The sequence below is a fragment of the Winogradskyella jejuensis genome, from assembly GCF_900129745.1.
Lineage (GTDB): Bacteria > Bacteroidota > Bacteroidia > Flavobacteriales > Flavobacteriaceae > Winogradskyella > Winogradskyella jejuensis.
The window spans coordinates 723,427-738,217 of the sequence record NZ_FQWS01000002.1 but is presented as its reverse complement, the minus strand read 5'-3'; the positions used below and the strand labels follow the sequence as shown (position 1 = coordinate 738,217).

Annotated in this window: 12 protein-coding genes and 3 tRNA genes; 4 read left to right on the top strand and 11 right to left on the bottom strand. The window is 35.6% G+C overall.

Translation table 11 applies throughout. From position 1 onward, the window contains the following. Positions 1-2 precede the first annotated feature (2 nt). A complete protein-coding gene (locus tag BUB95_RS11165; RefSeq protein WP_073086461.1) occupies positions 3-1,181 on the top strand; it encodes a THUMP-like domain-containing protein in 1,179 nt (392 codons plus the stop codon). On the opposite strand, the gene pdeM is transcribed toward BUB95_RS11165, so the two are convergent. The 9 genes from pdeM to BUB95_RS11120 all read right to left on the bottom strand — a co-directional run bounded on the left by pdeM (position 1,171) and on the right by BUB95_RS11120 (position 8,511). Beyond that, positions 1,171-1,818 carry a ligase-associated DNA damage response endonuclease PdeM gene (gene pdeM / locus BUB95_RS11160; RefSeq protein ID WP_073086459.1) on the bottom strand — a complete coding sequence of 216 codons (648 nt, stop codon included), beginning with the start codon at positions 1,816-1,818 and terminating at the stop codon, positions 1,171-1,173. The two genes, BUB95_RS11165 and pdeM, sit on opposite strands and share 11 nt — an antisense overlap. Further along, entirely contained in the window at positions 1,819-4,272 is a 2,454-nt protein-coding gene (locus tag BUB95_RS11155; protein WP_262508112.1) for a ligase-associated DNA damage response DEXH box helicase, read from the bottom strand. Further along, positions 4,269-5,858: an ATP-dependent DNA ligase gene (locus BUB95_RS11150; protein WP_073086455.1), complete on the bottom strand. Its 1,590-nt coding sequence runs from the start codon at positions 5,856-5,858 to the stop codon at positions 4,269-4,271. Before BUB95_RS11150 ends, BUB95_RS11155 begins: the two co-directional genes overlap by 4 nt. Next, positions 5,855-6,892 (bottom strand): ligase-associated DNA damage response exonuclease, encoded by a 1,038-nt coding sequence (locus BUB95_RS11145; protein WP_073086453.1) that lies wholly within the window; start codon positions 6,890-6,892, stop codon positions 5,855-5,857. Before BUB95_RS11145 ends, BUB95_RS11150 begins: the two co-directional genes overlap by 4 nt. A 176-nt stretch (positions 6,893-7,068) precedes the next feature. After that, positions 7,069-7,344: a GIY-YIG nuclease family protein gene (locus BUB95_RS11140; RefSeq protein WP_234969262.1), complete on the bottom strand. Its 276-nt coding sequence runs from the start codon at positions 7,342-7,344 to the stop codon at positions 7,069-7,071. 17 nt (positions 7,345-7,361) lie between these two features. Beyond that, positions 7,362-7,435: transfer RNA gene (locus BUB95_RS11135), tRNA-Arg, on the bottom strand. 135 nt (positions 7,436-7,570) lie between these two features. Next, a tRNA-Pro gene (locus BUB95_RS11130) sits at positions 7,571-7,645 on the bottom strand. Between the two features lie 25 nt (positions 7,646-7,670). Next, a tRNA-Ser gene (locus BUB95_RS11125) sits at positions 7,671-7,754 on the bottom strand. A gap of 121 nt (positions 7,755-7,875) precedes the next feature. Then, on the bottom strand, positions 7,876-8,511 hold the full coding sequence (locus tag BUB95_RS11120) for a rhomboid family intramembrane serine protease (RefSeq protein ID WP_073086449.1): 636 nt from the start codon (positions 8,509-8,511) through the stop codon (positions 7,876-7,878). Positions 8,512-8,567: 56 nt separating this feature from the next. Here BUB95_RS11120 and BUB95_RS11115 point away from each other — a divergent pair, with 56 nt between their 5' ends. After that, a complete protein-coding gene (locus BUB95_RS11115) occupies positions 8,568-9,458 on the top strand; it encodes a lysophospholipid acyltransferase family protein (protein ID WP_073086447.1) in 891 nt (296 codons plus the stop codon). Here BUB95_RS11115 and BUB95_RS11110 read toward each other — a convergent pair. Both BUB95_RS11110 and glmM read right to left on the bottom strand, forming a co-directional pair. After that, positions 9,455-10,966 (bottom strand): aminotransferase class V-fold PLP-dependent enzyme, encoded by a 1,512-nt coding sequence (locus BUB95_RS11110; protein ID WP_073086446.1) that lies wholly within the window; start codon positions 10,964-10,966, stop codon positions 9,455-9,457. The two genes, BUB95_RS11115 and BUB95_RS11110, sit on opposite strands and share 4 nt — an antisense overlap. A 28-nt stretch (positions 10,967-10,994) precedes the next feature. Then, positions 10,995-12,383 carry a phosphoglucosamine mutase gene (gene glmM / locus BUB95_RS11105; RefSeq protein ID WP_073086444.1) on the bottom strand — a complete coding sequence of 463 codons (1,389 nt, stop codon included), beginning with the start codon at positions 12,381-12,383 and terminating at the stop codon, positions 10,995-10,997. 71 nt (positions 12,384-12,454) lie between these two features. Here glmM and BUB95_RS11100 point away from each other — a divergent pair, with 71 nt between their 5' ends. Then, positions 12,455-13,057 (top strand): acyl carrier protein phosphodiesterase, encoded by a 603-nt coding sequence (locus BUB95_RS11100; RefSeq protein WP_073086442.1) that lies wholly within the window; start codon positions 12,455-12,457, stop codon positions 13,055-13,057. After that, entirely contained in the window at positions 13,054-14,757 is a 1,704-nt protein-coding gene (gene ggt / locus BUB95_RS11095) for a gamma-glutamyltransferase (RefSeq protein WP_073086440.1), read from the top strand. Before BUB95_RS11100 ends, ggt begins: the two co-directional genes overlap by 4 nt. The last annotated feature ends 34 nt before the right edge of the window (positions 14,758-14,791 follow it).

Sequence of the window (14,791 nt, the reverse complement as noted above, 5' to 3'; positions counted from 1 at the left end):
ATTTGAATCCTGAAATTTTAAATACCAAAGTCCAAGAGTTTATCAACCAAAACTTAAAGACAGATATCAATAAACTTTTATTAAAAGGAATAGGCTTTGAAGCTGTAGATTCTAAACAAATAATCGAACAGATTGAAGCCAAAAAACGCTCTGAAAAGAAGTTACCAACTTGGTTTAATACTGAAAATATATATTACCCAAACAAGCTCAACATAGAACAAACATCGTCTGAAATTACAGGTAAATACAAAGCCATCTTAGTTTCTGGAGAATCTCTTATTGATTTGACTGGCGGATTTGGAATTGATGCCTTTTATTTTGCAAAACAAATAAAGCACATCACACATTGCGAAATAAATACCGAATTATCGAAAATTGTTACACACAATTACAAACAATTAAAAGCTGATAATATTGAGTGTTTGAATGAAAACGGCATTGATGCTTTAAAGCGAATCGACCAGCAATTCAACTGGATTTATATTGACCCATCACGACGAGATGATGCCAAACAAAAAGTATTTTTATTGTCGGATTGTGCCCCAAACATTAAAACATTTCAAGGGCTATTTTTAAAGTATGCTGAAAATGTAATGGTAAAAACATCGCCATTACTAGATTTGAAAGCGACGTTATCTGATTTAAAACACGTCAAAGAAATTCATATTGTAGCATTAAACAATGAGGTAAAAGAACTTATCTGGATTTTAAAACGAAATTTTGAAAGTGAAACTCTCGTGAAAACTGTAAATATTCAGAAAGAAACTAATCAAACTTTCAACTTTAATATAGATGAGGAAACCGAAAGTCAAGCTGATTACAGTTTGCCACTCACCTATTTGTACGAGCCAAATGTTTCTGTTCTTAAGGCTGGTGCATTTAATGTTTTGAGTACAAAATTAAGTATTCCGAAATTGCATCAACACTCACATTTATATACTTCTGAAGATGTAGTTGAATTTCCTGGAAGACGCTTTAAGATTGAAAAAAAACTACCGTTCAACAAAAAAGCTTTCGCTAAAGAAAAAATCTCAAAAGCTAACGTCACCACTCGGAATTTCCCTTTATCCGTTGGTGATATCAGAAAGAAACTTAAAGTTAAAGACGGCGGAAATATCTATCTGTTTTTCACCATAAATATGAAGGATGAGAAGATAATTTTAGTCTGTTCTAAAATTTAAAAATCGATTCGTCTGTAAAGGCATAACAAACCGAATCCTTAAGTTGACTCGCAGTATTTAAACCAGTAAACAAGCTAAAAGCAGGTAAAACTATCTGATTTTTAGAAATCTGATAACAAGGTAATTTCAGTTTCTGCCTGCCTTTACCTTTGATTAAAACACCAGGATGTGTATGTCCTGAAATTGTAAAAACATCAGAATGACTTTTTAAATGTTCATGAACTAACGTGAAAGGTTCTAAATTCAATTCTTTTTCAACTTTAATCCTTAAATCAATCATTAGTTTTTTAGACTGTCTGTCGTGATTGCCTTTTATTAAAACCAATTTTAATTCTTCAAACTGACTCAACCATTCTTTAAATGTCGTCATATCAACATTAGTTTCAGCATGGAACAAATCGCCAACAATTAATAAAGTTTTCGGCTTAAAATGAAGTATAAGATGTTGTAAACGCTCTAAATCTTTTTGAAGAATATCATCTGGCATAGGAATACCATTTCGTCTAAAATGAGCTGTTTTACCAATATGAATGTCCGACAATATCAACGCATTTTCGCGTTGCCAATAAATGGCGCGATGGTTGGTTAGCATTAAAACCTCTTTGTTAATGGTGATATTTTCGGTGATGATTTTCATTTAATCAATCTTAAAAGCCTGCTCTTTAATACGCTGAATACGTTTATCTAAACTTTCGTTACTCATAGTACCACGCAAACTATCAACCTTCAGTGGAAAACTTAACGGCGTAAAAGATTTAGCACGTTTTACAATAATTTTACTTTTAGAAATACGCTCAAAAGCTTTTTGCAATCGCGCTTCTTCTAATTGCTGATTAAAAACTTCGGTATACGCCTGACGTAATAATAAATTATCAGGTTCGTAATCTTCTAAAACTCTAAAAATTAATCCCGACGAAGATTGCAAACTCTTATTATTTTTACGAACTCCTGGCTGACTTTGGACCACCAAACCTGCAATAACGGCAATATCTCTAAACTTACGAGATGCCATTTCTGAAGCGTTGATACTCGCAATAACATCATCCATTAAGTTTTCTTTTGATAACAACTGTTCTACATTATCTTCTGAAATAGGGATTGGTTGGTCACTCAGTAATTCAAAACCGTAGTCGTTCATGGCAATAGTGAATGTCAATGGCTTTAATTTACTAATTCTATACGCCATTAAAGCAGAGAAGACTTCGTGTACCAAACGCCCTTCAAACGGATACATAAATAAGTGATGCCCATCTCGTGTTTCAATCAGTTCTACTAAGAATTCATCTGCTTTTGGGATGTGAGAATGCGCATCTTGACGACTTATTAAAGGATTTAAAAATCTTAGTTCTTTTTCTAATCTTCCAGGTTCCAACGCATCAGATAATTTCTCACGCATATAATGACTCAAATGCGATGTTAATGGCAATCGTCCGCCAAGCCAACTTGGAGTAACGGCTTTTTTGGCTTTGCTCCTACGAACTAAAACCGTCATATCTTTTATTTGCTGGAGTTCTAATATTCTTCCAGCTAAAATAAAGCTGTCACCAGGCTTTAATTTTGAAATAAAAAACTCTTCAATCATGCCAATATAACCGCCAGAAAAGAACTTTACCATGAGCATCACCTCACTGACGATAGCTCCAATATTCATACGATGTAACATGCTTACACGACGGCTTTTTACTTTATATAAGCCGTCTTCATCTTGAATAACTTTATGAAATTCCTCATAGTTATTCAGCGTTTTTCCACCTTTGGTAATAAACTGTAAACACCATTGCCAATCATCTTCTGTGATATAATGAAAAGCATGAACTTGCTGAATTCTTTTAAATAATTCTTCAGCAACAAAACCTTCACCAACAGCAAGTGTGACCATAAACTGAACTAAAGTATCGTAAGTCAGAACCATTGGGTCACGAGACTCAATTTGCCTTTCTTTTACCGCTTCTTTTAATGCGGAAACTTCTACCAATTCTAATGAATGCGTTGGTACAAAATAGATTTTAGAACGCTCGTAAGGTGAATGACCACTTCGCCCAGCGCGTTGCATAAAACGTGCAACGCCTTTTACCGAACCAATTTGAATTACACAATCTACTGGTTTAAAATCAACGCCTAAATCAAGTGATGACGTACAAACCACAGCTTTAAGATAACCCGAAGCGATATTATCTTCAATCCAATTCCGAAGTTTTTTATCTATAGAACCATGATGAATGGCGATTAAACCTGCTAAATCTGGTTGTGCGGTTAACAATAGTTGATACCATAATTCTGACTGACCACGTGTGTTTGTAAATATTAAAGTCGTTGTATTATTTGCAATAATTGGCAAAATTTTATCAACCATTTTAGCACCTAAATGTCCTGCCCAAGGCAAGACTTCAATTTCATCTGGTAAAACAGAAATGATATCAATTTTCTTCTTTTCGGAAGCTTTTATCTGCGTGACTTTAAGATTTGGATATGGTAAAAGCACCATTTTAGCTTCTTCAAGATTACCAATGGTTGCTGTGATTCCCCAAATTTGAAGTTTTGGTGAATAATGTCGCAGTTGAGAAATCGCCAATTCTGTCAATACGCCGCGCTTATTTCCTAATAATTCATGCCACTCGTCAATAGCGACACATTTTACATTTTTAAACCAACGCGAATTTTTCTTCTGAGAAAACAACAAATGCATTGTTTCTGGAGTCGTAAGCATGACATCTGGCATAAGACGCTCTTGTTGACGACGCACTTTTGTTGGTGTATCACCATTTCGGACTTGCACCGACCAATCAAGGCCAATTTCATCTACAGCTTCGCTCATGGCTTTTGCCAAATCTTTTGCCAAAGAACGTAAGGGACTTACCCATAATAATTTGAGACCTTTGGGATATTTCTCAGGATGATTAAGATAATCGATAACTACAGCAAGAAATACTGAGAACGTTTTACCAAAACCAGTTGGCGCCACAACCATACCTGAATAGCCATTAGAAAATCGTTGCCATGTTTGCATCTGAAACGTAAAAGGTGCGTTACCTTTTTCTACCATCCAATTATTGATGATGCGTAAACCTTCGCTATCTCTAAAGTTGCTCAAAACGCTGTGATTAATTCTTTAACGGATTCGATAGTGTCAATTTCATCAACAGGCTTATCTTTTCGCCAACGTGCAATTCTTGGAAAACGCAATGCTACACCTGATTTGTGACGATTGCTGAGCGCGATACCTTCAAAAGCAATTTCAAAAACCAACTCAGGTTTTACAGTACGTACTGGACCGAATTTTTCAATGGCATTTTTGTTGACCCATTTAGAGATTTCGGTAATTTCTTTATCGGTTAAACCAGAATACGCTTTAGCTACCGTAACTAAGGCATCATCTTTTTTAACAGCAAATGTATAATCTGTGTATTTACTACTTCGGCGACCGCTACCTTTTTGGGCGTAAATCATGACGGCATCAATCGTTAATGGGTCCACTTTCCATTTCCACCAATCGCCTTTTTTTCGACCTGTATGATATGGTGAAGCTTTCTGCTTCAACATTAAACCTTCGCTATTTACGCTTCGAGAATTTTCTCTAATCGCATATAATTCTTCCCACTGTTTAAATTGAACTAAATGCGAAAGCTTTATATGACTTGGTAATGAAACTAAACCAAAAAGTAATTCTAAAACCTGACGTCTTTCTGAAAATGGTTTATTGCGAATATCCTCACCATTATATTCTAACAAGTCGTAAGCATAAAACCCGATAGGTACTTCTTCTAATAATTTTTTTGTAACATTTTTTCGATTTAAGCGTTTTTGCAAGTCGTTAAATAACAGAACAGCACTGTCTTTAATGGCTAATATTTCGCCATCAATAACAAAATCATCTTGAAAGTTCGACATCGCTTCTACCAACTCTGGAAACTGCTGTGTGACCAATTCTTCACCACGAGACCAAATAAAAATTTCATCATTTCGCTTTACAATTTGTCCACGAATGCCATCCCATTTTTGCTCAACAATCCAATCATTCGGTTCTCCAAGTTCTGTAATATCTTTTTCCAAGGCATAAGCTAGACAAAACGGATAAGGTTTGGAGTTATCGTAATTAATATGCTTACCAAGAATTAAATCTTCAAATGAAATTTTATCAACTTCCCAACTCCCTATTATACTGTGCATTAATTGGTTAGCATCAATGCCTGTTAGCTTTGCTAAGGCATTTACCAAAGTCTTTTTTGAAACACCAATACGAAAACTTCCACCTATTAATTTATTAAAAATTAAACGCTCTTGTTGATTTAATCCTGACCACGCTTGAAGAACAAACTCTTTTTTTTCTTCATCTGATTTTGGTTTTAGCTGTTTCAGTTCTGTCATCCATTCGCTCAACGTAATATCAATATGATGCGTAGGATTTGGCAATAATAAGGCAATCGTTTCGCCCAAATCTCCAACAGTACTGTAGCTTTCTAAGAATAACCACTCTGGCAATTCTGTAATCTCCATACACCATTGCTTCATCAATGCAGTTTTTACAGGACGTGAAGGTCTTTTGCCTGTGAATAAGGCGATAAGCCATAATTTGTCTTTTTCTGGCGCTGTGCGGAAATATTCAACCAAAGCATCAATCTTAGCATTTGTTTTATTGGTAATTTCTATAGCAGAAATAAGTTTGGAAAACTGCTTCATTCGGTTTCGATTTTTTCAGTTTCCTTTTCAGCCTGTGCTAAGGCTTCATCACCATATTCTGTTTTAAGCTCGTAGGCTTCAATACCGATTTCATTTAAATATTTTGAAAATGTCGCTTGAGAACCGTGCGTCACATAAACGCGCTCAGCTTCAGTAGCTTTTACGGCTGAAATTAGGCCATTCCAATCGGCATGGTCACTGACTACAAAACCAGCATCAACGGCTTGCCAGCGTTTGTTTCCTCGTATCTGCATCCAACCCGAACAGAGTGCTGTTGCGGCATTGGGAACCCGTTTAAGCATTCGTGAACCTAATAAAGCTGGCGGTGCAATTATTATTTTATTCTGAAGTTCTTTTTTATCTAAGTCAGCTGACCAAAGTTTGGATTTAGGCAAATCTATACCTGAACCAGAAATAGCATTATTTAAATTATGAATGGCACGATGCACGTAAATATCGTCACAGCCATCTAAGAGGGACATTAAACGCTGTGCTTTTCCGAGAGAATAGCCAAAAAATACAGAAGTTCTATTATTAGCTTGATTGGTTTTTACCCACGATTGTAGTTCCGTTTGAAGCTCTTCTTCAGTTTTCCAATTGTAAATTGGCAATCCGAATGTACTTTCTGTAATGAAAGTGTGACATTTAATTGGCTCAAATGGTGTACTGATAAAATCGGGTTGGGTTTTATAATCACCCGAAAAAACTACGACATAGCCTTTGTATTCTAAACGAATTTGTGCCGAACCAATGACGTGACCGGCAGGATGAAAACTTACAGATACGTCATTAATTTTTAAAACTTCGTTGTACGGAATACTTTGAATATTGATGTCTGCTCCTAAACGATGTTGAAGAATAGCTTTAGAGTCGTTTGTACATAAATAGCGTTTCATTCCCAAACGCGCGTGGTCTGCATGTCCATGAGAAATAATTGCGTAATCTACTGGATACCATGGGTCAAGGTAGAATTTTCCTTGTGGGCAATAAATCCCTTTTTTGGTAAACTTAAGGAGTTGGTTTTCTTCTAACATTGCAACACGAAGTTATTGAAAATAAAATCGTAGGAATTGTAAAAAGACGTTAAAGATTAGCTAAAAACACCTGAAAACAAAAAAGTCCTACCATGAAGGTAAGACTCTTTGTGATTACGATATCCCGAAAGCTTTCGGGAGAACCTATGACCGTCCCGATTGAAAATCGGGATGCTCTATCCAGCAATCAATCTTTCGATATGTTTTCTTGACTTCTTATTCTTAATTGATAATTCACGTTTTATGGCTTCGGATTTTTCTGAATATTCCTCAAAATATTTCAATTCCCAATCATTTGCTTTTCCAGTAAAACCTTTGTGATTTGTGTTATGTTTTCTTATTCTTTCTTCTAAAATGTCACCAGAATAACCAACATAAAACTTATCGATTTTATTAGAATAAATGATGTAAACTTTGAATAGCATATTCTTAAAACAAAAAAGTCCTACCATAAAGGTAAGACTTTTTGTGATCGCGACAGGATTCGAACCTGTGACCGTCTGCTTAGAAGGCAGATGCTCTATCCAGCTGAGCTACGCGACCATTCAAGGATTACTTCGCTTTGCTCAGTCATCCTGATTAAGGTTGTTGCAAATTAAAGCAATACTTTAATTTTTATAAAACGTTTTACTTTTTTAAGAAAGTGAACTTTCTACAAAAACAGCACGCTTTATTTTGTCGGGGTGGCAGGATTCGAACCTGCGACCTCCGCGTCCCAAACGCGGCGCGATAACCGGGCTACGCTACACCCCGAAAAACGGTTATCATTTCAATTTTGCGGAGAGACCGGGATTCGAACCCGGGCAACACTTACGCGTTGACAGATTAGCAATCTGCTCCATTACCACTCTGGCACCTCTCCAATACAATAAATTAAGAACGTTCCTTAAAATTGCGGATGCAAATGTAACTTTTCATATTAAAGAACGCAACAATTTTTTTGAGTTTTTTAGAATAAAATCTAATCTGTTGATTAGTAATATCTACGAGAGTTTACCTGTCTTATACATCACAAATAAAATAACTATTGGTATTGCCAATAAACCAACATATAACAAATCTGTTTTAAGTAACGAAGGCTCTAGTACTAAAGTAATCACATAACCGCCTATTGCACCTCCAAAATGAGCATCGTGGCCAATATTTCCGATGCGTTTTTTCATCCCATAGATAGAATATAAGAGGTATCCTACACCAAATATATAACCAGGTATAAAATTAATTCTCAAAGTGGGCTCAAGTAAAATTGCAGAGTATAATATACCTGTTACTGCACCACTAGCACCAATAGCACTATACCAATACTCATCTTTATGAAAATATAATGACAATAGATTTCCAAAAATTAGACTTGCTATATAAATAATAATAAAATTGTAACTTCCTAAATCTTTTATTACTGTGCCAGCAAAAAAGAATAATGTTATCATATTAAAAGCAAGATGCTTAGTATCCGCATGTAAAAACCCAGAACTAAACATACGGATATGCTCATTACGCTTAATGCTCCCCACATTAAACTTATAACGCTCAAAAAAAAGACGGTCTTCGAAGCCTTTGAATGAGATAATTACATTAGCTGCTATAATTACAATGGTGACTAAACTTAAATTGAGCATATATCTTACAGTTATAGTTCAAATATAAATATATTTGCGCTTTAAATTGGAAGTAAATGCAACTACTCGCATACATCATTTTATATCCCATTCTTTGGTTAATCTCTATTTTACCTTTTAGATTACTTTATGGTCTATCTGACGTATTTCATTTTTTTATTTTTAGAATATTCAAGTATCGTAAGAAGGTTGTAAAATCTAATCTCAGACTGGTATTCCCAGATAAATCAATGGAGGAAATCGAAGATATTTGCTGTAAATTTTATCATCATTTATGCGATATGATTCTTGAAGCCATAAAATCTATGACCATTTCTGAAGCTTCTATGATGAAACGCTACAAGTTTACTAATCTAGAATTAATCCATGATTTAGAAGAAAAGAAAAAAAGCATCATGTTAATGTGTGCTCACTATGGCAGTTGGGAATGGATTTTTATTCTACAGCCACAAATTAATCATAAAGGTTATGCAGTCTATAAAAAATTGGCAAACAAGTACTTTGACAAGCTTGTAAAACGTATACGTGCAAAATACGACTCATACCTCATCACCACAAAAGAAACCTATAAAGTCCTAGAAAAGTCACAAAAAAAGGGAGAATTAACTATCAACGGCTTTGCATCTGATCAATCTCCAAAAATTCGAGAAAATTTACATTGGAATAAATTTATGGGTATTAAAGTACCGATGCATACTGGTGCAGAAACTATAGCAAAACAATTTGATATGGCCGTAGTATTTTTTAGTGTTAAACGTATAAAACGTGGCTATTACCAGACCACTTTTCAGACTATAACCGAAAGCCCAAATAACTTTAAAGACTTTGAAATAACTGATAATTTCTTCAGGTTAGTAGAAGAACAAATACTTGAAGAACCTCAATACTATTTATGGACGCATAAACGTTGGAAACATAAAGACCGATATGAGGAATTCAGTAATTAGTCTAGATTAAACCAATCGTTAACGGAAGTAGCCTCACAGGGTTTGCCAACTAAGCTCTTGTGGATAAACTCATTATTACATCTAGAATATTCGTAATCCATTGCCCATTCTTTATGATGCTTAGCTAAGGCGATAATACTATCGCAAACGAATTCAATTTCTTGATTTGTTGTTGTTGGATGAATAGACATGCGAATCCAACCTGGTTTTCTGACCAAATCACCTATAGTTATTTCATCTGTTAATTCCTTAGATGTTTTTTGATCAACATGAAGCAAAAAATGCCCGTAAGTACCTGCACAACTACAACCACCCCGCGTTTGCACGCCAAACTTATCGTTTAATAATTTTACACCAAGGTTGTAATGCAAGTCGTCAATATAAAAGGAAATAACACCTAATCTATCTTTATGTTGTCCGGCAAGAATATTGATGTTTTCAACAGAATCTAATCTATTAAAAATAGTATCTACTAACTCATGCTCACGCTTAAGAATGTTATCAACACCCATCTGCTCTTTCAACTTTATGGAAAGCGCCGTTTTTATAGTTTGAAGAAATCCTGGTGTACCGCCGTCTTCGCGTTCTTCAATATTATCAATATACTTATGCTCTCCCCAAGGATTTGTCCAACTTACTGTACCGCCACCAGGACAATCTGGCACCATGTTTTTATATAGTTTCTTACTAAAAACTAGTACACCTGATGTACCTGGACCTCCTAAAAATTTATGTGGTGAAAAGAAGATAGCATCTAAGCTTTCGTCTTCATTCTCTGGGTGCATATTAATATCTACGTATGGACCGGAACATGCAAAATCTACAAAGCAAACACCACCGTTTTGGTGCATTAATTTAGCAATATCATGATATGGTGTTTCTATACCAGTAACGTTAGATCCTGCAATAACAGAGGCTATTTTTATGGTGCAATCTTTATACTCAACAAGTAGTTTTTCTAAATTCTCTAAGCTAAACAATCCATCGTTGCTTGGAGGAATCACCTCAACCTTTGCCATTGTCTCTAACCATGAGGTATGATTGGAGTGATGCTCCATATGAGATACAAAAACCACAGGTCGCATTTCATCAGGAATGCTTGTAAAATCTCTTAAATTTTCTGGAACCTTTAATCCTAAAATACGCTGAAATTTATTGATAACGCCCGTCATCCCATTACCAGAGACAATTAAGACATCATCTTCATTACAGTTAACGTGATTTTTAATAATGTGCTTGGCCTTGTGGTAAGCCTGTGTCATAGCCGTACCAGATACTGTAGTTTCGGTATGTGTATTGGCTACAAAAGGACCAAAATCGTTAAGTAGCTTCTCTTCTATTGGTCTATACAAACGACCAGAAGCTGTCCAATCGGTATAGATTATCTTCTTTTCCCCATAAGGTGAAACAAACGTTTGGTCAATTCCAACAATTTGCGCTCTGAACTTTTTAAAATACTGCTCGAGTTCTGTTGATGACTTTGAAACTGATGTTGAAACAACTGACATAATTGACTGTTAACGTTTTACGAAGATATTAAATATTTGCGATAGCTTTTATCTCTTCTATTATTCTATCAGCAAGCGTATCAGCTTCGTTTTGTGAAGGTGCTTCGGTATATATTCTAATAATCGGTTCCGTGTTGCTTTTACGAAGATGTACCCAACTATTTTCGAAATCAATCTTAACACCATCTATTGTAGTTAATTTTTCATGGCTGTAGTTAGACTCCATTGTTTTTAAAATCCCATCTACATCCAAACCTGGTGTTAATTCAATCTTCTTTTTGCTCATAAAATAGTTTGGATAACTTGCTCTTAATTCGCTCACTGCCATTTTCTTTTCAGCTAAAAGACTTAGAAATAAAGCAACCCCAACTAATGCATCACGACCATAATGCGATTCTGGGTATATGATACCACCATTACCTTCGCCTCCGATAATAGCATTATTTTTCTTCATTAATTCTACAACATTCACTTCACCAACAGCGCTAGCTTCGTAAGTTCCACCATGTTTTTCAGTAACGTCATGTAATGCTCTTGTAGAACTCATGTTACTCACCGTATTTCCTGGCGTTTTGCTCAAGACATAATCGGCGCAAGCCACGAGTGTATATTCTTCACCAAACATTTCACCTTTTTCATCCATAAATGCCAAACGGTCTACATCTGGGTCGACAACAATACCAAAATCAGCATGATTTTTTACAACAGCATCTGCCAAATCTCCTAAATGTTCTTTTAAAGGTTCTGGGTTATGCGGAAAATGACCCGTTGGGTCGCAATATAGTTTTACAGCTTCAACTCCTAAACGCTCTAAAAGTAAAGGAATAGCGATACCTCCTGTAGAATTAACACCATCTACTACGACTTTAAAATTTGCAGCCTCTATGGCTTCTTTATTTACCAATGGCAAATCTAAAACCTCATCAATATGAATATCGATATATGCTTCATTTTTAGTGATAACTCCTAAATCATCAACCTCGGCAAAGGTCATGTCAGAAGACTCAGCTATCTCTAAAATTTTCTTACCATCTGCACCATTCAAAAATTCGCCTTTAGCATTCAACAACTTTAGCGCATTCCATTGTTTAGGGTTATGACTTGCCGTTAAAATAATTCCACCATCAGCATGTTCTAGAGGCACAGCAATTTCAACCGTTGGTGTAGTTGACAAACCTAAATCTATAACATGAATTCCCATACCGACAAGTGTGTTCATCACTAAATTCTGAATCATTTCTCCAGACAAACGTGCATCACGACCAACTACAACTCTATAATTTTCTTTAGAACGTTGTTGTCTCAACCATGTGCCGTATGCTGCTGCGAATTTTACAGCATCAATAGGTGTTAAATTTTCTTCAACAGCGCCTCCGATAGTACCACGAATTCCTGATATAGATTTTATTAAAGTCATGTCTATTTTGTTTTTGGCAAATATAATTAGTTAATCCTATTTTATGATTACGAATTTGTAAATTCGGGGCAATGAACTTTTTAGCCCATATTTACCTATCTGGAGAAAACGAACTACTTACCATTGGCAATTTTGCCGCAGATGGCATAAGAGGAAGACGTTATAAAGACTATCCTAAAGCAATGCAAGTCGGTATTTTATTGCATCGGTTTATCGATTCTTACACGGATGCACATCCCAGCTTTAGGGATAGCACAAGAAGATTGCATAAAGCTTATGGCCATTACAGCGGTGTCATTGTAGATATTTTTTATGATCATTTTTTAGCAAAAAACTGGAACGATTATAATGAGCAATCCTTGGACGCTTACATTCAGAACTTTTATAACAGTTTAAAACAACATTTTGAAATATTACCTGAACGCTTTAAAAAACTAGTGCCCTTTATGATAAACGATAACTGGTTGTTGAGTTATGCCACTATTGAAGGTATTCAGAAAGTTTTAGATGGCATGAATCGTAGAACAAAAGGACGCTCTAAAATGAATGAAGCAACAAAGGAACTTGTTGAATTTTATGAAGCCTTTGAAAATGATTTTAAACTCTTCTTTGAGGAACTAAAACAAGAAACTGAAACAAAGCGAATAGCATTAGAAAAAGAATACAGCTTATGAGAAAACATCTTTTTTTATTACTTCTAATATCTCTACTATTCAATTGTAAAGAGACAACTAAAGAATCCAAAACCACCATTAATAATAGAGGACTAATTACCGAAAATGCTATGGTAGTTAGCGCACGTAAAGAAGCATCAAAAATAGGCTCAAATATTATGGCTAAAGGTGGAAATGCTTTTGATGCCATGATGGCCACAGAACTAGCGTTGGCTGTAAGTTACCCATATGCTGGTAATTTAGGTGGTGGTGGATTTTTGGTTTACCGCTTAGCAAATGGAGAAGTTGGTGCATTAGACTATCGCGAAAAAGCACCTCTGGCAGCAACTAAAGACATGTATCTTGATGAAGAGGGAAATGTTATAAAAGGAAAAAGTACAGTTGGTCCTCTAGCTATTGGAATTCCAGGTACAATCGCTGGTATTTTCAAAGCTCAGGAACGCTTTGGAAACTTAGATGTAAAAACCATCTTACAGCTAGTTATCGATTTGGCCAATAATGGATTTGTTGTAACCAAAAATCAGGAGAACAGATTTAAAAGCTACGATAGCATATTTAGAGTTATTAATGGAAAGAAAATCCTCTTTAATAAAGACTTAAAGGAAAACGATAAAGTCTTCAATTTCGCTTTAGCAGAAACATTAACGCGAATTGCAACTAATGGACGAGATGAGTTCTACAAAGGCGAAACAGCTAAAAAACTCGTGACGTTTCTTCAAGAAAAAGGTAGCATTATAACGCTAGAAGATTTAACAAAATACGAAGCTAAATGGCGTCAACCCATTCAGTTTATGTACGATGATTTAACCATCACATCCATGTCGCCACCGTCGTCTGGTGGTATTTGTTTAAATCAGATAATGACGATGATTGAAGATTTTGATTTAGCTGGTTCTGGGCATAATTCATTAAAAACCATCCAAGTATTAGTGGAAGCTGAAAAACGTGCTTATGCAGATAGAAGCTATTATTTGGGCGACCCTGATTTTGTTGAAATACCCACGGAAACCTTAACTAGCAGTGTTTATCTAGAAAATAGAATGAAGGACTTCTCTTTCAATCAAGCAACGCCAGTAGATTCCATCTCTCACGGACAAATTATTGGCTACGAAAGTGACGAAACCACCCATTATTCTATTGTAGACCAATTTGGAAATGCCATTGCAGTTACTACGACCTTAAACGGAGGTTATGGCTCTAAGCTCTACGCAGACGATTTAGGCTTCTTTTTAAATAACGAGATGGATGATTTTAGCTCTAAACCTGGAGAACCCAATTATTATGGCCTTATTGGCGCGGAAGCCAATAGTATTGCTCCAGAAAAAAGAATGCTAAGCTCTATGACGCCTACAATTGTTGAAAAAGATGGCGAATTGTTAATGACAGTTGGTACACCTGGTGGCTCTACAATAATTACTTCGGTTTTGCAGACTATTTTAAATGTTCACGAATTTAAAATGACCATGCAAGACGCCGTTAACGCTCCAAGATTTCATAATCAATGGCTGCCAGATGAAATCCGAATGGAACCCAATTCATTTGATAAAACCCTTATCAAACAACTCGAAGCTAAAGGCTACATAATAAATGAGTCTCGTTCACCAATTATTGGTATTGTAGATGGCATTCTAAAGCTAGAAAATGGTAAATTAGAAGGTGGCGCAGACAAACGCGGAGACGATACTGCAGTTGGCTTTTAAGGTTTTAACATTGTCTTATAATTTCATATAACGC